The following is a 21,062-nucleotide window of genomic DNA, read 5'->3' as shown; positions in this document are numbered from 1 at the left end:
CCACTACTGTGTGACCGCACGGCGGCCGTCACGGTCCCTGCCCCGGGCGCGATGCCACCGCCCGGTGAGGAGCACGAGGAGGGACCACATGGCCGACACCTGGGCGGGCGAGTTCTACTGCGTGAAGTGCAAGGAGAAGCGGGAGACGGAGGGCGACGTCGTCGTCTCCGAGTCGGGTCGCCGGATGGCGAAGGCCGTCTGCCCCGTCTGCGGCACCAAGCTCAACCGGATCCTCGGCAAGGCCTGAGAGCGCCCCGTCGCGGTCGACCGCGACGACCACGAGGGCACCGTCGCACGCGACGGTGCCCTCGTCGCGTCCGGGCTCGACCATCAGGGCTCGTCGCATCCGGGCTCGACGCATCAGGGCTCGACACGTCCCGGCTCGACGCATCGGCGACGGGCGGGCGCCCTCGACCCGGCCGTCGTCGGGACGCCGGTCGGGACGATCCCGGTGGCCGCCCCCGGACCTGTGGACGACGCCGGCGGCGGCACGCCGCCCGGTGCCATCGTGGCGCGGTGACCGGTCCCGTCCCCCGCCCCGTCCAGCTGCGTCCGGGCCTGCGTGTGCTGCCGCGGGCCGCCGACGAGGTCCAGGTGGGCACCGACCCCCGCTGGGCGGTGCGCCTGGTGGGCCTGAGTGCCGCCGAGATGCGCCTGTGGACCGCCGTCGACGGCGCGACCGACCTGACGTCGCTGCCGGCCCTCGCGCGGACCGCCGGCGCCGACCCCGCCGCCGTGGCCGCCACGGTCGACGACCTGCGACACGCCGGCCTGACGCGGGCACGCCCCGACGCCACGGGCGCCGTGCACGGGCCGGCCGCCGCGGACGCCGCCGCGTGGACCCTGCTGCGCCCCGACGGCGCCGGCCCCGAGGTCGTGGCCGGGCGGGCCGGTGCGGTCGTCGGCGTGGTCGGTCTCGGCCCGACCGGGCTGGGCGTGGCGCGTCACCTCGCCGCTGCGGGCGTCGGCACGCTGCTGCTCGACGACGAGGCCCCCGTGCGCTCCCCCGACGTGGTCGCGGGCGGGCACCGGTGGGCCGACGTCGGCACGCCCCGGGTCGTGGCGGCGACCCGCGCGCTGCGGGAGGCAGCGCCCGGGACGCGGGTGACGACCGACGGTGAGCCGGACCTGGTCGTGGTCGTCGAGCAGCAGGCGGCGGACCCGCTGCGCACGGTCCGGCTCCTCGGCGAGCAGGTGACGCACCTGTCGGTGGTCCTGCGGCTCGCGGACGCCTCGGTCGGTCCGCTGGTGCGGCCCGGGACGGACCCGTGCCTCCGGTGCCTCGACCTGCACCGCTCGGACGCCGATCCGGGCTGGCCGACGGTCCTGGGAGCCGTCACCACCGGCGCACGGGACGCCGGTGAGGTGGGCGTGCTCGCCGGTGCGTGCGCCGCGCTCGCGGCCGCGCACGTCCTGGCCTTCCTGGCCGGGACGGCACCGGCGCTCCGGGGCACGACGGTCGAGATCTCCCTGCCGGACCTCCTGCACCGGGAGCGCCGCTGGTCGGCGCACCCCGCCTGCGGGTGCCTGGCTCCCCCGGTCGCACCGGCGTCGCGCGCCGTGGCGCCGCCGGGGACATGACGGACGCCGGGTCGCGCGAGCGGTGAGCTCGCGCGACCCGGCGTGGTGGTGGGTCCTGCCGGTGCCGGTCACGCGTCGTGGCGCGTCAGGCCGCCGAGGCGTCCTTGCGCGGCCTGCCACGGCCCCGCTTGGTCGGCACGACGACACCGCCGACGAAGACCTGACCGCCCCACACACCCCACGGCTCGGCGCGTTCCACGGCGCCCGCGAGGCAACCCTGGATCATCGGGCACTCGCGGCACAGGGCCTTCGCCCGCTCCACGTCGGCCTGCCGCTCGGCGAACCAGAGCTCGGCGTCGTGGGAACGGCACGGGATGAGGTCGGCGACCATCTGGTCGAACTGGTCGTCCGTCGTGGCGGTGCTGCCGGCGGGCCAGGGGCCGGAGCCGCCCTGGTTCACGGTGTCGAGCAGCGTGGTGAGCCGCACGATGTCCTCCTGGTGTCCTTGCGAGGTGAGCTGGGGGTACCGGATCGGGCCCGCTCGCCCCGGTGAGACCGGAGAGACGAGAAAGGCCGCGGATCCGAGATCGGACTCCGCGGCCTGCCTGGTGTGGCTGCTGCTACGGAGTCCTGGGGTGCAGATCGACGCGGGACGTCGCGGGACGCGGACGACGCTCGAGCCCGGCGACGGACGGAGCGATCCCCTGGAAGGTCCCGGCGGTGGGCGTGAGGGAACGCGCGTACGCGCGGACGAACGTCGACATGTCGATCATGTTGCTCTCCATCAGTGCACCCACCTCCTCTCCAGGTCGGGTCCCGCCTCTTCGGCAGCACCCCGCGAACAAGGACGTGACCACCCTAGGGCGGCCCGTCCGGGCGTCACAAGCAATTAACGGAAGTTCGTCCGCACGACTGGTCCGGGACCCTGCGGGTCGTCACCGGCGACCACCCGGAGCAGGGCGTCGCCGTACTCGTGCAGCCGCGTCTGCCCCAGTCCACGGACGTGCCGCAGGTCCTCCTGCGCCGTCGGCATGGCCGCGGCCACCGCCTCCAGCGCGACGTCCGGGAGCACCCGGAACGCGGGGACACCGCGCTCGTCGGCCACGTGGGCCCGCCACCGCCGCAACCGGTCCAGGACCGCGGGGTCGGCGGCGGCCGACGTCCGCCGTCCTGCGCCACGGTCCCGCTCCTCGCCCGGCCACAGGCCGGCGAGGAACCGCGAGCGGGTGCGGTTGGCCCGGGACCCGGGGGTGCGCGCCGCCGCGTAGGACAGCTCGAGGTGCCGTCGGGCACGCGTCACGCCGACGTAGAGCAGGCGGCGCTCCTCGGACACGGCCACCTCGGTCTGCGCCAGCGAGATCGGGAGCAGACCGTCCGACAGACCCGCCAGGAAGACCGCGTCCCACTCCAGGCCCTTGGCCGCGTGCAGGGACGCGAGGGTCACGCCGTCGACCGTGGGGGCGTGCTGCGCCGAGGCCCGGTCGTCGAGCTCGGCCACCAGATCGGCGAGGGTCGCCCCGCCGCGCGCCTCGACCATGTCGTCCGCCAGACCCACGAGCGCCTGCATGGCGTCCCACCGCTCACGCGCCGCACCGCGCGCGGCGGGCGGCTGCGGGGACCAGCCGACGGACGTGAGGATGTCCCGGACGGTCTGCCCCAGCGGCACGTCGGGGTCGGCCGACCGCGCCCCGCCCCGCAGCAGCACCAGGGCGTCCCGCACGTCCCGGCGCGCGAAGAACCGCTCGCCACCGCGCACCTGGTAACCGACGCCGGCGGCGGCCAGCGCCTGCTCGAATGCCTCCGACTGCACGTTGGTGCGGTACAGCACCGCGATCTCGCTCGCGGGGACGCCGGACGCGATCAACCGCGCCGCGCGGGCGGCGATCCCGCTCGCCTCGGCCTCGTCGTCGTCGTACGCCGTGTAGCGGACCTGCGGACCGTCGGGCTGCTGCGCCACGAGGTGCAGGGGCACGGGGTCGCCTGGCCGCCGGGTGGCCGTCAGCACCCGGTTGGCCAGGCCCACGACCTGCGGCGTGGAGCGGTAGTCCCGCACCAGGCGTACGACCCGGGTGCCCGGGTGCTTGCCCGCGAACGTGAGCAGGTGGTGCGGGGTCGCCCCGGCGAACGAGTAGATGGTCTGGCTCGGGTCCCCCACGACGCACACGTCGTGCCGGCCGCCCAGCCACTGGTCGAGCAGGTACTGCTGGAGCGGGCTGACGTCCTGGTACTCGTCGACGACGAAGTGCCGGTACTGCGCCCGCACCTCGTCGGCCACCTCGCCGCGCTGCGCGAGCATCGCCGCGAGCAGCAGCAGCACGTCCTCGAAGTCGATGACGCCGCGCTCGGTCTTGACGTCCTCGTAGGCCGTCAGCAGTCGCGCGACCGCCTGCGCGTCCTGCCCTGCGGGTGCGGGACGCCGCACGGCGGCGGCGGCGCGCTCGTAGTCCTCGGCGGTGACGAGCGACACCTTGGCCCACTCGATCTCGGCGGCGAGGTCCCGCACCGAGATGCGATCGACTCCCACGCCGACCCGACGCCCCGCCTCGGCGACGAGCGTGGCCTTCTGCTCCACCAGGCGCGGCGGCGCACCCCCCACGACGCGGGGCCAGAAGTGCCCGAGCTGGCGCAGCGCGGCTGCGTGGAACGTGCGCGCCTGGACGCCGCTCGCCCCCAGGTCACGCAGCCGTACCCGCATCTCGCCGGCCGCCCGCGCGGTGAAGGTGACGGCCAGCACCGAGGCCGGGCGGTACACACCGGTGCGCACGCCGTAGGCGATGCGGTGCGTCAGCGCACGGGTCTTGCCCGTACCGGCGCCGGCGAGGACGCAGACGGGACCGGTCAGAGCGGTCGCGACGGCGCGCTGCTCGGGATCGAGCGCGTCGAGGAGGGAGTCGGCGGACATCGGGTCCAGTCTCCCAGCACCCGCCGACACGCCGTGCGAGGATCTGTGGACGAGACGGACGGCGAGGACTGCGAGGAGCCATGACGACCCCCACCCCGGCACCGGGCACCGTGACGATGTACTCGACCACGTGGTGCGGCTACTGCCACCGCCTGCGCACGCAGCTCGACTCGGCGGGCATCGCGTACGACGTCGTCGACATCGAGCAGCAGCCGGACGCGGCACGGTTCGTGGAGGAGATCAACGGCGGGAACCAGACGGTGCCGACGGTCGTGTTCCCCGACGGGTCCGCCGCGACCAACCCGTCCCTCGCGCAGGTCCGCGAGCGCCTCGGGGTCTGAGGCGCCACGCCTCACCCGGGGAACGGGCCGCCCCACCACTGCTCGACGAGGGCACGTGCGATGGAGGCCCCGCCCGGCAGCAGGACGTCCCCGGACGCGACCGCGGCGGTCAGCTCGTCGCGTGTGAACCAGCGCGCGTCGGCCATCTCGACGCCGTCGACGCGGACGGCCGTGCTGGTCGCCCGTGCCCGGAAGCCGAGCATCAGCGAGGCCGGGAACGGCCACGGCTGGCTCCCGACGTAGTCGACCTCGTCGACGACGACGCCCGTCTCCTCGTGGACCTCGCGCCGCACGGCCTGCTCGGCCGACTCCCCCGCCTCGACGAACCCCGCGAGCGTCGACCAGCGGCCCGCCGGCCAGGCGGCGGCGTGCCCGAGCAGCAGGCGGTCGTCCGCGTCGACGACCGCCATGATGACCGCGGGGTCCGTGCGCGGGTAGTGCTCGGAGCCGTCGACGTCGCACACGCGGGACCAGCCCGCCTGCGCCACCCGCGTCGGCGCGCCGCACCGCGGGCAGCGCGGGTGCCGGTCGTGCCAGGCGTCGAGGGCGACCGCGGCCGTCGCGAGACCCGCGTCGTGGGCGTCGAGCGAGGCCCCGACGGTCCGCAGCGACCTCCAGCCGTCACGCGCCACCGGACCGTCGGGCAGGTGCACCAGGACGTCCGCCGGCTCGCCTCCGGTGCTCAGCCGGTGGCGGTCGTGCAGCCGCAGGGCGAGCACGCGCGTCCCGTCGTCCTCGACGCCCAGCAGCAGCCAGCGGTCGATCGGGGGTGCCGCCGCGTCCGCGGGCCCCGGGCCGCCCGCGGCGTACACCCGGGCGGCGTCGGCGGGCGTGAGCCAGCGCACGGCGGCCGCGCCCGTCAGCAGCAGCCCGCCGTCGCGCACGGCCAGCACCCGCGTGCGGGGCTCCGCGAGCGCGGCGGGCAGCACGTCCTGCCGGTCCCGCAGCAGGGCGGCGCGGTCCACGGAGGCCCGGGCGAGCGGAAGGTCGGGGAGGACGTCAGGGATCACCCGGCCACGCTAGCCGCCGGACCCGGCCGCCGCGGTCGGCCGTCCGCGGGCGGGCCGTCGGCGGCAGCACAGCGGCGGGCAGCGGCAGCGGCGGGCAGGGACAGCGGCGGCCGGGGACAGCGGCGGCACCGCAGGGCGCCGGCGGGCGCACGGGGACGTGCCCGGACGAACCGGGCGCCAACACGCCGTGCCGGACGGGCGGGAGCAGGCACGCGGCGTCCTACGCTTGCGGTCGTGACCCGTTCGCCGCTCGCACTCGCCGCACTCGCGACCGTCGCCGTCCCCGGTCTGGACGCCTACGACGTGCGGCGCCCCCTGCACCCGGGCTCGGACTTCGACGTCGCCGTGGTCGTGGACTCGGTGCGCCAGCGCTGGGTCGTCCGCGCCCCGCAGCACGCCGCTGCGGGTGCCGCGCTCGAGGCTGAGGTCGCTCTGCTCGAGGCGCTCGGCCCGTACGCCGACGACGGCCGCCTGCCGTTCGCCGTGCCGCGGCCCGCGGGCTTCGCGCACCTGCCCGAGGGTGGCCGCGCCAGCGTCCACCGGGAGGTGCCGGGCCGTCCGCTGGAGCTCGAGCGGCTGCGCCCCGGGCCCGGCCTCGCCGCCGCCGTCGGACGGGCCGTCGCCGCGGTGCACGAGCTGCCGACGTCGGTGGTCGAGAACGCGGGCCTGGCGGTGTACGACGCCGCCGGGTACCGCGACCGGCGGCAGGCGGAGGTGGACGAGGCGGCCGGCACGGGGCTCGTCCCGCCGGTGCTGCTGCGCCGCTGGGAGGAGATGCTCGAGGACGTCGCGATGTGGCGGTTCCGGCCGACGGTGGTGCACGGCGACCTGTCGAGCAACCACGTCCTGGTGGCCGACGGCGCGGTCGCCGGCGTGCTCGACTGGGGCTCCACGATGGTGGCGGACCCGGCCGACGACCTGTCCTGGTTGCTCGTGTCCGCACCGCAGGACGCGGTCGACGCGATCCTCGAGGCCTACCTGCTGCGCCGGACCGAGCTGACGGACCCGCACCTGGCCGACCGCGCGCTGCTCGCCGGCGAGCTGGCGCTGGCGCGGTGGCTGCTGCACGGCGTGCGCACCCACCGCAAGGACGTCGTCGACGACGCGGTGCAGATGCTGCACGACCTCGAGGAGCACACCCGCGTCGACGAGGCCGCTGGGGCGTACTGAGCCCGCGGGTCACCGGCCCGCCTGCCGCACCGAGCCGCTCGCAGCCCCGGCGACACCGTCAGGACCGCGAACCGCGGCGCGCACCGGGGCCGGCCCCGTGGCGCACCGCCCCGCGGGCGCCGCCCGACCCGGCGGGACCGTCCGACCGTGCGGGACCGTCCGACCCGGCGGGACCGTCCGGTGCCGCCTCGGCGAGCAGCCGCGCCACGTCGTCGGGGCCGGGCAGCCGGTCCGGGACCACGGTGACCCCGGCGCCGACGTAGCAGAAGGCCGCCCGCACCAGCTCGGGGTCGGTCCCGGTGAGCCGCGCCCACGCGATCCGGTAGACGGCCAGCTGCAGGTCGCGGGAGGCGCGGGCCGCGGTGTCGCGCGGGGGTGCGCCGGTCTTCCAGTCGACGACGACCACGGCCCCCGGGACGTCGGGACGGTCGGGGTCGGCGAAGACCGCGTCGATGCGCGAGCGCAGCACGTAGCCGCCGACGGTGGTCTCGACGTCGACCTCGACCGCCAGCGGCGAGCGGTGCGCCCACGGTGTGCGCAGGAAGGCGGCGCGCAGCTCGGCCTGGTCCGGGTCGCCCGGCAGGACGTCGTCGTCGGCGCCCGGCAGGTCGTCGACGTCGACGAGCGTGGCCCTGCCGTACCAGGACTCGACCCACGCGTGGAACGCGGTGCCGCGGCGGGCCTGCGGCGACGGCTCTCGCGGCACCGGACGCCGCAGCCCCAGCGCGAACTGCTCCGGCTGGGCGTCGAGGCGGACGAGCGACGACGCGGACAGGTGGGCCGGCAGCGCGACGCGGGCGTCCCCGCGACGGCGCGCCGCCTGCTCCGCGAGCAGCCGGTCCGCGAGCGCGTCCCAGTCCTCGGCACCGCCGTCATCGCGCCCGACCCCTGCTACGTCGGCCGCGTCATCGGTGCTCGCACGGTCGCCCGTGCCCCCGCCGGGGACACCGTCGTCCGGCGCCCGGGGTGCGGGCACGTCGCCCCGGCCCGGTGCCACCGACGCGAGCGCGGCCCGGACCGCGTCGGCCGCCGCGCTCACGGCGTCACGCCGGGGCGCGCCACCGTCCACCGCGAACGGGTCGGCCGGCCAGGTGGCCGCCGGCGTCAGGGCCGCCCGCGGGTTGGCTGCGCCCGGCTCGGGCTCGTCGGCACGGGCCACGACGTCCACGAGTCCCGCGTCGACCAGGTCCGTGAGGAACGGCGACAGCCGCCGGGCCGCCTTCGGGTCCCCCCAGTACGCCGCGGAGAGCAGCAGGTCCTCACGCGCCCGGGTGACGGCGACGTACGCCAGACGGCGCTCCTCGGCGACCTGGTGGTCGCCGGCGTCCAGCCGCAGCCGCTCCAGCCGGTCGGCGAGCTCCTTGGGCGACTCGGCGCCCGCGCACGCCAGGAGCGGCAGCTCGTCGGCGTCACCCCGCAGCGGGTACGGCAGCACACCCAGCCCCGTGAGCCACGCGGAGTCCTTGGGCCCGTCCTTGCCGAGCATCGCGGTGGCGGGCAACCCGCCGTCGACCATGCCCGCGACGGCCACGGCGTCCCACTCCAGGCCCTTCGCCGCGTGCACGGTCATCACCTGCACCGCGTCGGGGTCCGGCTCGGTGACGGGCAGCTCGAGGCCGTCCTCGCGGGCGTCCGCCGCCTCGAGCCACGCCAGGAACGCCCCCAGCGTGGGACGGTCGGCACCGCGGGCGAACTCCGCGGCCACGTCGGCGAACGCGTCGAGGTGGGCGCGCGCCCGGCCCGGTGTGACGTCGGCACGGGCCTGCACCTCGATGTCGAGGCCGAACAGCCGTTCGGCCTCCCCCACCAGCTCGGGGAGCGAGAGCCCCTGCTGCGCGCGGACGGCGCGCAGCACCCCGGCGAGCTCGGTGAGCCGCCGGCGCCCCTCCGCGCTGAGCGAGCGGCCGGCGGGGCTGCGCCAGCCGGGCGGGGGCGGGTCGTCCACCGCGTCGACCAGGCTGCGCTCGTCGACGACGTCGGCCTGCACCCCGGGCACCCGCGCGCCCGCCGGCCGGGCTCCCTGCCGCGCCCAGTCCCCCAGGGCGTGCAGGTCCGCGGCACCGAGCCGGGTGCGGGCACCGGTGAGCAGGCGCACGACCGCGTCGCCGCGCGTCGGGTCGTGCGCCGCCTGCAGCACGGCGACCAGGTCGACGACCTCGGGCGTCGCCAGCAGCCCGCCCAGTCCGACGACCTCGACCGGCAGCCCCGCGGCCCGCAGCGCCCGCCGGACGGGCTCGAACTGGGACCGCTTGCGGCACAGCACCGCGGCGGTCCGCCGGCCACCCGGCGCGTGGCCGGGGCGCCACCGCCGTCCGACCCAGGCGGCCACGGCCTCCGCCTCGTCCTCGACCGTGCTCGCGACGACCGCCTGCACGGCACCGGGCCCGGCTCCGGGCCGCGGCGCGAGCCGCGGCACCTCGACGCGGGCCGCACCGGTGCGCAGGGGCGCGGCGACGTGGTTGGCGGCGTCGAGCACGGCGACGTCGTTGCGCCACGACGTGGACAGCTGCGCCACGGCGGCGGGGCGTCGGTCCTGCGTGCCGTCCGGTGCCGTGACCACCACCGGGAACGCCGCGGGGAACCGCGCCAGCCCCCCGGGGCTGGCACCGCGCCAGCCGTAGATGGACTGGTGCGGGTCCCCGACGGCCGTGACCGGGTGACCGCCGGAGAACAGCGCCTGCAGCAGCACGAGCTGCGCGTACGACGTGTCCTGGTACTCGTCGAGCAGCACCACGCGGAACCGGTCGCGCTCCCCGGCCCCGACCTCCGGGACGTCGCGCGCGATCCGGGCGGCCAGCGCCACCTGGTCACCGAAGTCGAGGCTGTCGGCGGCCCGCTTGCGGGCACGGTAGTCGGCCACCAGGTCGAGCACCCGGGCACGCTCCCCCAGCGACGCCACGAGGTCACGGACCCGGGCGTACGGCGCGCGGGGTGGCGTGCCCGCCGGGGTGGCCTGCAGGTCCGCGACGATCGCCTCGATCCCCTGCCGCGCACCGGCGGGGTCCAGCAGGTGCTCGTCGAGCGCACCCGACAGGGACAGGACGGCCTCCACCACCGTCGACGTGGCCGCCGACGTCTCCAGGTCGCCCGCCCACGACTCGACCACCTGCGAGGCGAGCTGCCACTGCGCCGCCTCCCCCAGCAGCCGTGCCCCGGGCTCGACGCCCAGGCGCAACGCGTGGTCGGAGACGAGCGAGGCCGCGTACGCGTGGTACGTCGAGACGTGGGGCCGCGCGAGCTCGTCGACGACGCCCACGCCCGTCGGCAGCTCGACGCCCTCCGCCGCCGCCGACCTGGCCAGGGCGCGGAGCCGTCGCCGCACCCGCTCCGAGAGCTCCCCGGCCGCCTTGCGCGTGAAGGTGAGGCCCAGCACCTGCTCCGGCGCGACCAGCCCGTTGGCGACCAGCCACACGACGCGCGCCGCCATCGTCTCGGTCTTGCCGGACCCGGCACCCGCGACGACGAGCGACGGGAGCAGGGGCGCCTCGATGACGGCCCGCTGCTCCTCGGTCGGGGGATGCTGCCCCACGAGCCGGGCGATCTGCAGCGCGGACAGGCGCGTGGCCGCCGGCGCGACGTCGGCGCTCATGCCACCACCTGCCCGCCCTCGCCGCGCAGCGGGCACGAGCGGCGCACCGGGCAGCGGTCGCAGAGGTCGTTGGCACGGGCCTCGAAGCTCGACGCGGCCATCCGCCCCGCGACCTCGTCGACGAGCTCGCGAGCCCAGACCGGCCCGTCGTCCGGTGCACCCAGGCCGTCCTGCCGTCGTTGCGTCGGGGCGCCCGAGCCCTGTGCGAGGTGCACGAGCCGGGCACCGACGCTGCGGGTCCCCGGCTCCAGCCCGGGCACCGCCCCCTCGTCCACCGCGAGCTGGTAGGCACCGAGCTGCGCGTGCTCCGCCGCCTGCGCGAGCGTCGGGACGCGCGACCCCGTCTTGAGGTCGACGACCTCGACCGCGGTGCCTGCCTCGTCCCCCTCGGTCACGACGCGCTCCACGCGGTCCACCGACCCGCGCACCACGGCACGGTCGGTCTCGAGCGAGAACGGCGCCTCGACCAGCAGGGGCTCGCCGGAGTCCCGCAGGTACGCGGCGAGCCGGACCAGCATCGCGTCGGCCCGGCGCCGGGCGGCCAGCGCGGGCCAGCCCTCACCGAGGCCCAGCTCGTCCCACCGGCGGTCCAGCTCCGCGCGCAGCGTCGGCAGGTCGGCCGTCGGGTGCTCCTGGGCGATCGCGTGCACGAGGGTGCCGAGCGACTGCTGGGCGGACGACGCCGGAGTGCCCCCGGCCGTCTCGAGCGCCCACCGCAGCGCGCAGCGCTGGGCCGTCTCGAGGCGTGACGGCGAGACGGGGACCTTGACGTCGGCCGGCCACAGCGGCGCGTCGCTGGACGGCTCCGGCAGCCCGAACCACGACGCGGGGTCCGCGCCCGGCACGCCGTGCGCCGCCAGGCGGGCCAGCGTCCGGGCGGCGGCGGGGTCGGGACGCCCGTGGGCCGCCGTGCGCTCCAGGGTCGCCCGCAGGCGCGCGACCAGCCCGCGCAGGTCGAGCGGCGCCGGCGCACTGGTCCGCCGGGGGTCGGGGCCGTCGTCGTCGGACCCGGGCTGCACCAGGTCGACGAACGGCGACGGCGTCGCGTCCTGGTCGTCGACGGCGGTGACCAGCAGGTGGGTGCGGGCCCGCGAGCAGGCGAGCGCGAACGCGCGCAGCTCGTCCGCCAGGACGGCCGCCCGCGCCTCGCGCGCGGCCTCCTGCCCCGCGGCACCGGCCACCTGCCGTCCGTCGAGGAGGTCGACGAGCGCCTGCGCCCCGAGCATGGAGTCGCGCAGCCGCAGGTCCGGCCAGACGCCCTCCTGCACGCCCACCACCGCGACGACCTCCCACGACCCGCCCGCCGCACCGGCGGGGGTTAGCACGCTGACCCCCGCCGCGCGCGACGCGGGGGCCAGGGAGTCCGCCGGCAGGTCCTGCGCGAGCACCCAGTCGACGAACGCGAGCGGCGCCGCCTGCGGCATGCGCTCGACGAACGTCTCGGCCGCCCGGAACAGCGCCAGGACCGCGTCGAGGTCACGGTCCGCCCGCTCCCCGCCCGACCCGCCCGCGAGCGCGGCACGCCGCCAGGGGTCGGCCAGGCCGGCCCGGTCCCACACCGCCCACAGGACGGCCTGGACGTCCGCCCCGGGCTGCGCCGCCGCGTCGCGCCCCGCCTGCAGCACCGCGGCCAGGCGCTGCACCGGGCGCCCGACGTGCGGCTCCAGGGTCGCGGCCCGGTCCGGCGCGGACAGCGCCTCCACGAGCAGCAGGTCGCTCGACCGCCCACCGCCGCCCGCCAGCTCCTCCGCCCGCAGCGCACGACGGACACGGCGCAGCCCGACGGCGTCGAGCCCGCCCAGCGGTGAGCACGCCAGCCGGGCGGCCACCTCCGCGTCGAGCTCCTCCGGCCGCAGCGCGACCCGCACCGCGTCGAGCAGCGGGCGCACCGCCGGCTCGTCGCGCAGCGGCACGTCGCTGCCCACCACGCGGACCGGCACGCCCGCCTGGGCCAGCGCGCGCCGGACCGCCGTGACGCGGCTGCCGGCCCGCGCGAGCACGGCCATGCCGTCCCAGGGGATCTTGTCCTGCAGGTGGGCACGCCGCAGCCGGTGCGCCACCCACGCCGCCTCCTGCGCCGCGCTGGGCAGCACGGCGACGCGCGGCTCGGGCCCGGCGGCCCGGTCGGCGGGCACGTCGGCCCGGCGGTGGGCGACGGTGCCGGACGCCGCGACCCGCTGCGTGATCCGCTCGGTGACCTCGCGCAGGGGTGCGGTCTGGCGCCAGACCGTCCGCAGCACGACGTGCTCCGCGGCGAGCTCACCGGTCCCGGCCGCGGCGGCCCGGGCCACGAGCGCGGGCTGCGCACCGCGGAAGGTCTGCACCGCGACGTCCGGGTCGCCCAGCAGCAGCAGGCGCGCGCCGCCGTCGGCGAACGCGCGCAGCAGCCGCGCGGTGGCCGCCGTGCTCTCCTGGTGGTCGTCCACCACCACCAGGCTGCGCCGCGGGCACGGGACCCCGGGCACGTCGTCGTCCCAGCGCCGCAGCGCCGCCACCGCCGCGTCGACGACGACGGCAGGGTCCAGGCGCTCCCCGGCGTCCGGCGTCGACGTGGCGAGTGCCATCACGTCGAGGTACTCCTCGTAGACCCGGGCGGCCGCCACCCACGCCGGGCGCTCCTCGCGCCGCCCGAGCGCGGCGAGGTCGCCCGGTGCCAGCCCGCGCTCGGCCGCACGCATGAGCAGGTCGCGCAGCTCGTCGCGGAAGGCGCGGGTGCCCAGCGCGGCCTCCGGCACGCCCGGCGGCCACACGGGCCCGGGCACCTCCCCCGACGCGTGGCCCGCGAGCAGCTCGGCGAGCGCCACGTCCTGCTCCGGGCCGGAGACCAGCACCGGCGCGGGCTCCCCCAGGGCCCCCGCGCGCGCCCGCAGCACGGCGAAGGCGACCGCGGCGGGCGTCTGCACCAGCGGCCGCCCGGCGGTGCGCCCCAGGCGCACCGCGAGGCGGTCGCGCAGGTCGCCCGCGGCGCGGCGGCTCGCGGCCAGCACGAGGACGTCGTCCGGTGCCGTCCCCGCGTCGACGGCCGCGGCGGCCGCCTCCAGCGCGAGCGTCGTGCGACCCGTCCCCGGCGCACCCGTCACCAGCAGCACGCGGTCGGCGCCGGCGACCACGCGCTCGACCACCTCGCGCTGGCGGTCGTCCAGGACGGGGCGCGCACCGGCGCCGAGCGCGGCGCGCCGGACCAGGGGTGCGGCCACGAGCCGGGTGGTCGGTGCCGTCGTCACGGGCCCGATCACACCACGGCCCACCGACAGCCGGGACCGGGCACGCCGACCACGGGACGCGGGCTCCCGGGTGGCGGCCATGACCCCTGCACGCAACACGCCGTCGCTACGATCGCCTGATGACCAGCGCCCAGGACTCAGCCGAGCCGCGGCCGCGCGGACCCCGGATGGCGCGCGCCGAGCGCCGGTCCCAGCTCCTCGCGATCGCGCTCGAGCTGTTCGCCACGGAGGGCTTCCACCACGTCTCGATGGACGACATCGCCGACCGGGCGGAGGTGAGCAAGCCGGTGCTGTACCGGCACTTCCCGTCCAAGCTGGACCTGTACCTCGCGGTCGTGGACGAGCAGGGCACGGCGCTGCTCGCGGCCGTGGAGCAGGCGGTCGCGCCGATCGAGGCGGGGCCCGTCGGGCGCGGCGAGGGTCGTGCGGTCGTGGCCGCCGTGGTCGCGGCGTACGTCGAGTTCGTGCAGGTCGCCGGCGAGTCCTCCACGCTCCTGTTCGAGTCCGACGTCACCCACGACTCGCAGGTGCGCGGCCGGGTGGAGCACGCGTCGGCCGAGGCGACCCGCCGCATCGCGGACGTGCTGGCGGCGGCGACCGGACGGGACCGCGCCGACGCCGACGTGCTCGCCGCGGCCCTGGTCGCCACCGCGCAGGGCGCGGCCACCTACTGGCTGCGGCACGGTGACGGGCGCGGCGCGCAGCGGGTCGTCGACCTGGTCTCGGACCTGCAGTGGCGAGGGCTGGCCGGTCTCGTCCGTCCCGACTACCCGTACGAGGACGCCTAGGATCGTGGCGACCGCCCGGCGACGCCGGGACCCGTCCGATGAGGAGTGCCCGTGGAGATCACGATCGGCGTGCAGCACCTGTCGCGCGAGCTGACGCTCGAGTCCGACCAGACGGCGGACGAGATCGCAACGGCCGTCCGGGCCGCGCTCGACGGCACGGCGGCGACGCTCGAGCTGACGGACGTCCGCGGACGTCGCGTCGTCGTGCCCACCGCCGTCCTCGGCTTCGTCGAGATCGGCGCGGAGACCAAGGGCCGCGTGGGCTTCGGCACGATCTGAGCCGTCCACCCGGCGCCCGGCTGCGGCCGGGCGCCGGGTGCGTCCGGACCCCGCACCCGCGCGCGGCGACGGGTCAGGCGGTCAGGTGCAGCCGCGACATCCGGCGCGTGTGCTCGGCCGTCAGCTCGTTGAGCACGGGCGCCGGGATCTGGGCCGCCCGATCCTGCGTCCCGCCCGCGGCTGCAGCCGCACCCGCACCCGTACCCGCGCGGTCGAGCGACCGCGCGACCTCGGGCCGCTGCGCCAGCCGCTGCACCACGCCGAGCGCCTCTCCGACGAGGCGGCGCCCCCACAGCGCCAGCCGCGAGGACAGCACGTCGTCGCCTGCGCAGGCCTCGTCCAGCTCGCGCACCGCCAGCTCGGTGCGTGACGCGTCGTCGAGCACCTCGGCCACCAGCCGCGCCGAGTCGGGGTCCAGGCCACGGGCCACGAGCCGGCAGAAGTCGTCCGCGACGCCGTACCCGACGTACGTCTTGAGGAGCCGCTCGGCCCACGAGCTCGCCGGGGTGCGCGCGTCGAAGTCGTCGAGCAGCCCGTCGAACCGGCCGAACGCCGCCGACGCGTCGCCGCCGAGCTCGTCGATCCGCGCCAGGACGCGGTCCCGCCGCTCGACGCACCGGGCCGCCTGCCGGGAGAAGGCCAGCGCCTGCTCGGGCCCGGGCGCCTGCCGGGCGTCGTCGGCGAGCCGCTCGAACGCCTGGTGCTCCAGGCTCGCGACGAGGCCCAGGACCTCCACGGCGTCGTCGGCGTGCGCGGCGACGGCGTCCTTCCCGGCGCGGTTGGCGGACCGGTCGTCGGCGCCCGCCTTGCCGGGGCTGAGGGGACGGGCGTTGCCGGCGCTGGTCGTCATCCCGCGATCGTAACGCCGCCGGACGCGCCGGTCGGGGCAGCCGCCGGGGCACCGGGACGGACGTCCGATACACTGGCTGTGTACAACCCCGTACATCGGTTGCCCGTTCGTCTCGGTTTCCCGGTCCGGCCCGTGCCGCGACCCTCCCCGCTCGACGCGCACCGGCCCGCCTGCCCGCCGGGCTCTCCCGCCCGCGGACGTGCCGGCAGGGTGCGCCGCGCGGGGCGACTTCTACGATCGGCTGCCGGCCAACCCGCGTGGCGCAGCCCGCTGTCGCCCGGGGCGGACGAGCGCGCGACGCGCCGCCGGCCCCCCGGCCCGCACCGTGAGCCGCCACCCTGGCAGTGAAGAGCCGCCCGTGACCACCGACCAGACCGTCGACCAGGAGCAGCGCGACGACGCCTCCGTCGACTCCCCCACCACCGCCGAGGCCGTGACCGAGGTCCGCACCGCGGCCGACGCCGTGCCGACCGAGTCGCCGACCGGGTCCCGGCGCGCCGCCTCGGTGCAGGCGGTCGACGCCTCGTTCGCCGACTTCGACGTGCGCCCCGAGATCGTCGCGGCGCTCGCCGCCGCCGGCATCTCCCAGCCGTTCCCCATCCAGGCCATGACCCTGCCGGTCGCCCTGGCCGGCCACGACATCATCGGCCAGGCCAAGACCGGCACCGGCAAGACCCTCGGCTTCGGCGTCCCGCTGCTGCACCGCGTGGTCGCACCCGGTGAGGACGGCTACGACCGCCTGCCCGCCCCGGGCGAGCCGCAGGCGCTCGTCGTCGTGCCGACCCGTGAGCTCGCCGTGCAGGTCGCCGGCGACCTCGCGATGGCGTCCACCGGCCGCAAGGTCCGCATCGTGCAGGTCTACGGCGGGCGCGCGTACGAGCCGCAGGTCGAGGCCCTGCAGCGCGGCGCGGACGTCGTCGTCGGCACGCCCGGCCGCATGATCGACCTGCTGAACCAGCGCCACCTGCGGCTGAAGCACGCGACGGAGGTCGTGCTCGACGAGGCCGACGAGATGCTCGACCTGGGCTTCCTGCCCGACGTCGAGAAGCTGCTGGCCGCCACGCCGCCCAACCGGCACACCATGCTCTTCTCCGCGACCATGCCGGGGGCCGTCGTCGCGATGGCGCGGCGCTACATGTCGCAGCCCACGCACATCCGCGCGTCCGCGCCGGACGACGAGGGCCAGACGGTCAAGAACATCAAGCAGGTCGCATACCGCGCGCACGCGCTCGACAAGGTCGAGCTGCTCGCGCGGATCCTGCAGGCCAACGGCCGCGGCCTGACCATCGTGTTCGCGCGCACCAAGCGCACCGCCGCCAAGGTCGCCGACGAGCTCGTCGACCGCGGGTTCGCCGCCGGCGCCCTCCACGGCGACCTCGGTCAGGGCGCCCGCGAGCAGGCGCTGCGCGCGTTCCGCCACGGCAAGGTCGACGTGCTCGTCGCCACCGACGTCGCCGCGCGCGGCATCGACGTCGAGGACGTCACGCACGTCATCAACTACCAGTGCCCCGAGGACGAGAAGACGTACCTGCACCGCACCGGCCGCACCGGCCGCGCGGGCAACAAGGGCACGGCCGTGACGTTCGTCGACTGGGACGACCTGCCGCGCTGGGGCCTCATCGACAAGTCGCTCGACCTCGGCATCCCCACCCCGGTCGAGACGTACTCGTCGTCGGAGCACGTCTACACGGACCTCGACATCCCGAAGGGCGTCACGGGCCGGCTGCCGAAGTCGCAGCAGACCCGCGCCGGCCTGGGCGCCGAGGTGCTCGAGGACCTCGGCGAGACCGGCAAGCGCGGCGGCGGCGCACGACCCGCCCGCTCGGACGACGGTCGCCCCGGTCGCCGCGAGGGCGGCCGTGACGGCGGCCGTGACGGCGGCCGTGACGGCGGTCGCAGCGGGTCCCGGCCCGCGGAGCGGACCGGCGAGCCCGCGGAGCGGACCGGCGAGGGCGACGCCGAGGGCGGCTCCCGTCGCCGCCGGGGCGGCCGTGGCCGCACCGGTGCCGAGGGCGCACCCACGGGCGAGCGGACCGCCGAGCCGACGTCGGAGCGTCCCGCCGCTGACGCCGCGCCCTCGCGCCCGGCAGCCGACGGCGCCACCGGCCCCGACGCCGGCGAGTCCGGCGGACCGCGCCGTCGCCGTCGCCGTCGCTCGCGCGGCGGGTCCGCCGGTGCGTCGTCCGACGCCGGTTCGCCGGCCCCGACGGACGCCTGACCCCTGCACGTCCGTCCGGCCCCCTCACCCTGCGGTGAGGGGGCCGGACGCGTGAGAGGCCCGGACACGCCCGGACGCGTCAGACCTGGCGCGCGAACGTCAGCACGGCGTCCGCGAGCAGCTGCACCGCGATCGCGGCGAGCAGCAGGCCGGCGATCCGGCTGACGAGCATGGTCCCGGAGTCCTTGAGGACCCGGTGGATCACGCCGGCGAACCGCATGGACAGCCACAGGCACAGGTGCACGAGCACCACGCCCAGCGCCAGCGCGGCCCAGTCGGACGGCTCGGTGGACTGCTGGACGAACACCATGGTCGCGACGATCGCACCCGGGCCGGCGAGCAGCGGCGTGCCCAGCGGCACCAGGGCGACGTTGCCCTGCGTGCCCTCGTACCCCTCGTTGCTGTCCATCTTGCCGGTCAGCAGCTCCATCGCGACGAGCAGGAGCAGCAGGCCACCGGCACCCTGCAGCGCCTCGACCGACACGTGCAGGTAGTTCAGCAGCGACTGGCCGAACAGCGCGAAGCCGACGATGACACCGAAGGCGACGAGGATCGCCTGACGCGCCGCCCGCGTCCGCTGCTGCCGGGTCATGGACCCGGTGAGCGCGAGGAAGATCGGCACGGTCCCCGGCGGGTCCATGATGACGAACAAGGTGACGAACACCGACGCGAACAGCTGGATGTCGAGCACGCCGCTCACGCGGTCACCACCTCCGTCGTCCCCTGCCGGACGATCTCGTCCAGCACCTGCGGCTCGGTGAGGTTCTCGCCCAGCCGGTTGAGCTTTCCCGTGCCGTGGTAGTCGCTCGACCCCGTGACCAGCAGCCCGAGCCGCTCGGCGATCGCGAGCAGCCGCTCGCGCTGCGCCGGCGAGTGGTCACGGTGGAAGACCTCGAGGCCCGCCAGGCCCGCCTCGGCGAGCTCGTCGAACACGCGGTCGGGCACGATGCGTCCCCGGGCGTCGGCGGCCGGGTGCGCGAAGACCGGGACGCCGCCCGACGCGCGGATCGCCGCGACGGCGTCGGGGGCCTCGGGTGCGTAGTGGTCGACGTGGTACAGACCGTCGGACGCCAGGAGGTGCGCGAAGGCGACGTCCCGGTCGGGCACGACGCCCCGAGCGACCAGGGCGTCCGCGATGTGCGGGCGGCCGACGGCCACGGCGTCCCGCGCCTGGTCCAGCACGTCCTGCCAGGTGATCGGGACGTCCCGGGCCAGCCGCTCCACGATGCGCTGCGCGCGGTGCACGCGCGAGTCGCGGGCCCGCGCGAGCTCGTCGGCCAGGGCGGGGCGGTCCGGGTCCTGGAGGTACGACAGCAGGTGCACGCTGACGCCACGGGACCGGGCCGACACCTCGGTGCCCCGCACGAGCGCGACGCCGACGTCCCGCGCGGCGGCCGCCGCCTCGTCCCAGCCGTCCGTCGTGTCGTGGTCGGTGAGCGCGACGACGTCCAGGCCTGCGTCCCGAGCGGCGGTGACGAGCTCCGCGGGGGTCTGCGTGCCGTCCGACGCCCGGGAGTGCGTGTGGAGGTCGATGCGCACCTGCTCACGCTAGCCCCTCGCACCCGGGACACCGCGCCGGGGGCGGGCGGTGCGAGACTGGGAGGGTGTGCACCGACCAGCATCCCGAGAACCTCACCTCCGAGACGCTCACGCCGGCCGCCGAGGAGCAGCCGCTCGAGGAGCGCGGCTCCAACCGGTCGCACCGGCCGCAGTCACGGCGCTTCGTCGAGTTCGTGACGTCCGGCTGGGGCGAGCGTCCGGCGTCGACCGCCACCCGCGCCCCCGTCGCGGACATGGCCGCCGCACGGCGCAGCGCGCTCTCCGCGCAGTTCCCCGGCACGCGGCTCGTGGTGCCCGCCGGGTCGTTCAAGGTGCGGTCGAACGACACCGACTTCCGGTTCCGCCCGCACGCGGCCTTCGCCCACCTCACCGGGCTGGGCACCGAGCAGGAGCCCGACGCCGTGCTGGTGCTGCACCCCGTGCCGGACGGCACCGGCGACGACGGCAGCGCGCACCGCGCCGTGCTCTACATGAACCCGCTGGCCGGGCGCGACACCCCCGAGTTCTTCTCCGACGCCCGGTACGGCGAGTTCTGGGTGGGCGCACGGCCCACGCTCGACGAGATCGCCACGACCACCGGCATCACGACCGCGCACCTCGACGACCTGCGCGACGCCCTGGCGAAGGACGTGGGAGCCGGCGGTGTGCAGGTCCTGGTCGTCCCCGAGTCCGACGAGGCCGTCGAGGAGGTCGTCGCGCAGATCCGCGGCGAGGAAGCCACGGGCGAGGCCGACGCGCGGCTCGCGGAGGCGCTCTCGGAGCTGCGGCTCCTCAAGGACGCGTACGAGGTCGAGCAGATGCGGCTGGCGGTCGACGCGACGATCGCGGGCTTCGAGAAGGTGGTGCGCGCCCTGCCGCGCGCGGTCGCGCACCGTCGCGGCGAGCGCGTCATCGAGGGCACGTTCCTGGGGCACGCGCGCGAGGAGGGCAACGACGTCGGCTACACGACGATCGCCGCCGCGGGCGACCACGCGACCACGCTGCACTGGACCGACAACGACGGCCTGGTGCGCCCGGGCGAGCTGGTCCTCGTCGACGCCGGCGTGGAGGTCGACTCGCTCTACACCGCGGACGTCACCCGCACGCTGCCCGTGGACGGCACGTTCACGGAGGTGCAGCGCCGCGTCTACCAGGCCGTGCTCGACGCCGCCGACGCCGGGTTCGAGGCCGCGGTCCCCGGTGCCCGGTTCCGCGACGTGCACGACGCGGCCATGCGCGTGCTGGCCGCGAGGCTCGAGGAGTGGGGGCTGCTGCCGGTCAGCGCCGAGGAGTCCCTCCACCCCGACAACCAGCACCACCGCCGCTGGATGGTCCACGGCACGTCGCACCACCTCGGCCTCGACGTGCACGACTGCGCGCAGGCCCGGGCCGAGCTCTACCTGGACGGCGTGCTGCAGCCCGGCATGGTGTTCACCATCGAGCCGGGCCTGTACTTCAAGTCCGACGACCTGCTGGTGCCGGCCGAGTACCGCGGCATCGGGGTGCGCATCGAGGACGACGTCCTCGTCACGGCCGACGGCAACGAGAACCTCTCGGCGGCGCTGCCGCGGGACCCCGATGCCGTCGAGGCCTGGATGGCCGCGCTCCGCGAGGGCTGAGTCGGCGTCGCC

General features: G+C 76.9%; 17 protein-coding genes. 8 read left to right on the top strand and 9 right to left on the bottom strand.

What is annotated here, in order from left to right; genetic code table 11:
* The first annotated feature begins 88 nt into the window (after positions 1-88).
* Complete coding sequence (locus J1G43_RS07605; protein ID WP_089798585.1) at positions 89-247, top strand: DUF5679 domain-containing protein; 159 nt, start codon at positions 89-91, stop codon at positions 245-247.
* Between the two features lie 269 nt (positions 248-516).
* Positions 517-1,581 carry a ThiF family adenylyltransferase gene (locus J1G43_RS07600; RefSeq protein ID WP_207378231.1) on the top strand — a complete coding sequence of 355 codons (1,065 nt, stop codon included), beginning with the start codon at positions 517-519 and terminating at the stop codon, positions 1,579-1,581.
* A gap of 85 nt (positions 1,582-1,666) precedes the next feature.
* Here J1G43_RS07600 and J1G43_RS07595 read toward each other — a convergent pair whose 3' ends face one another.
* From J1G43_RS07595 to J1G43_RS07585, 3 genes are all read right to left on the bottom strand, one after another.
* On the bottom strand, positions 1,667-2,008 hold the full coding sequence (locus J1G43_RS07595; RefSeq protein WP_307859505.1) for a WhiB family transcriptional regulator: 342 nt from the start codon (positions 2,006-2,008) through the stop codon (positions 1,667-1,669).
* Between the two features lie 133 nt (positions 2,009-2,141).
* Positions 2,142-2,306 carry a hypothetical protein gene (locus J1G43_RS07590; RefSeq protein ID WP_207338896.1) on the bottom strand — a complete coding sequence of 55 codons (165 nt, stop codon included), beginning with the start codon at positions 2,304-2,306 and terminating at the stop codon, positions 2,142-2,144.
* Positions 2,307-2,410: 104 nt separating this feature from the next.
* Positions 2,411-4,423, bottom strand: a complete 2,013-nt coding sequence (locus J1G43_RS07585; protein ID WP_207338897.1) for an ATP-dependent helicase — start codon at positions 4,421-4,423, stop codon at positions 2,411-2,413.
* Positions 4,424-4,503: 80 nt separating this feature from the next.
* On the opposite strand from J1G43_RS07585, the gene J1G43_RS07580 reads away from it, so the two are divergent.
* Positions 4,504-4,764 carry a mycoredoxin gene (locus J1G43_RS07580; RefSeq protein ID WP_207338898.1) on the top strand — a complete coding sequence of 87 codons (261 nt, stop codon included), beginning with the start codon at positions 4,504-4,506 and terminating at the stop codon, positions 4,762-4,764.
* An 11-nt stretch (positions 4,765-4,775) separates the two neighbouring features.
* On the opposite strand, the gene nudC is transcribed toward J1G43_RS07580, so the two are convergent.
* Positions 4,776-5,774, bottom strand: coding sequence for an NAD(+) diphosphatase (nudC, locus tag J1G43_RS07575; protein ID WP_207378230.1), 999 nt, complete (start codon positions 5,772-5,774; stop codon positions 4,776-4,778).
* Positions 5,775-6,008: 234 nt separating this feature from the next.
* Between nudC and J1G43_RS07570 the strand changes: the two genes are divergently transcribed.
* On the top strand, positions 6,009-6,944 hold the full coding sequence (locus J1G43_RS07570) for a phosphotransferase (protein ID WP_207338900.1): 936 nt from the start codon (positions 6,009-6,011) through the stop codon (positions 6,942-6,944).
* A 58-nt stretch (positions 6,945-7,002) separates the two neighbouring features.
* Here the strand turns inward: J1G43_RS07570 and J1G43_RS07565 are convergent, their stop codons facing one another.
* Positions 7,003-10,533 carry an ATP-dependent DNA helicase gene (locus J1G43_RS07565; protein ID WP_207378229.1) on the bottom strand — a complete coding sequence of 1,177 codons (3,531 nt, stop codon included), beginning with the start codon at positions 10,531-10,533 and terminating at the stop codon, positions 7,003-7,005.
* Positions 10,530-13,757 (bottom strand): ATP-dependent DNA helicase, encoded by a 3,228-nt coding sequence (locus tag J1G43_RS07560; protein WP_207378228.1) that lies wholly within the window; start codon positions 13,755-13,757, stop codon positions 10,530-10,532. The genes J1G43_RS07565 and J1G43_RS07560 overlap by 4 nt, the downstream gene beginning before the upstream one ends.
* A 119-nt stretch (positions 13,758-13,876) precedes the next feature.
* Between J1G43_RS07560 and J1G43_RS07555 the strand changes: the two genes are divergently transcribed.
* Both J1G43_RS07555 and J1G43_RS07550 read left to right on the top strand, forming a co-directional pair.
* A complete protein-coding gene (locus J1G43_RS07555; protein WP_207370383.1) occupies positions 13,877-14,545 on the top strand; it encodes a TetR/AcrR family transcriptional regulator in 669 nt (222 codons plus the stop codon).
* 51 nt (positions 14,546-14,596) lie between these two features.
* Positions 14,597-14,824, top strand: coding sequence for a DUF3107 domain-containing protein (locus J1G43_RS07550; protein WP_207338903.1), 228 nt, complete (start codon positions 14,597-14,599; stop codon positions 14,822-14,824).
* A 73-nt stretch (positions 14,825-14,897) separates the two neighbouring features.
* Here J1G43_RS07550 and J1G43_RS07545 read toward each other — a convergent pair whose 3' ends face one another.
* A complete protein-coding gene (locus J1G43_RS07545) occupies positions 14,898-15,674 on the bottom strand; it encodes a ferritin-like fold-containing protein (RefSeq protein ID WP_207338904.1) in 777 nt (258 codons plus the stop codon).
* Between the two features lie 358 nt (positions 15,675-16,032).
* Here J1G43_RS07545 and J1G43_RS07540 point away from each other — a divergent pair, with 358 nt between their 5' ends.
* Positions 16,033-17,892 carry a DEAD/DEAH box helicase gene (locus tag J1G43_RS07540; protein WP_207378227.1) on the top strand — a complete coding sequence of 620 codons (1,860 nt, stop codon included), beginning with the start codon at positions 16,033-16,035 and terminating at the stop codon, positions 17,890-17,892.
* Between the two features lie 79 nt (positions 17,893-17,971).
* Here the strand turns inward: J1G43_RS07540 and J1G43_RS07535 are convergent, their stop codons facing one another.
* Together J1G43_RS07535 and J1G43_RS07530 are read right to left on the bottom strand one after the other, a co-directional pair.
* A complete protein-coding gene (locus J1G43_RS07535; RefSeq protein WP_207338906.1) occupies positions 17,972-18,592 on the bottom strand; it encodes a MarC family protein in 621 nt (206 codons plus the stop codon).
* Positions 18,589-19,431, bottom strand: a complete 843-nt coding sequence (locus J1G43_RS07530) for a PHP domain-containing protein (protein WP_207378226.1) — start codon at positions 19,429-19,431, stop codon at positions 18,589-18,591. Before J1G43_RS07530 ends, J1G43_RS07535 begins: the two co-directional genes overlap by 4 nt.
* A 65-nt stretch (positions 19,432-19,496) precedes the next feature.
* On the opposite strand from J1G43_RS07530, the gene J1G43_RS07525 reads away from it, so the two are divergent.
* Positions 19,497-21,050 (top strand): aminopeptidase P family protein, encoded by a 1,554-nt coding sequence (locus J1G43_RS07525; protein ID WP_207338908.1) that lies wholly within the window; start codon positions 19,497-19,499, stop codon positions 21,048-21,050.
* The last annotated feature ends 12 nt before the right edge of the window (positions 21,051-21,062 follow it).

Origin of the sequence: Cellulomonas sp. zg-ZUI22 (assembly GCF_017353535.1) — a bacterium.
GTDB classification, from domain to species: Bacteria; Actinomycetota; Actinomycetes; order Actinomycetales; family Cellulomonadaceae; genus Cellulomonas; species Cellulomonas wangleii.
The sequence above is the reverse complement of the archived record's forward strand: the minus strand, read 5'-3'. Positions and strand labels throughout refer to the sequence as shown.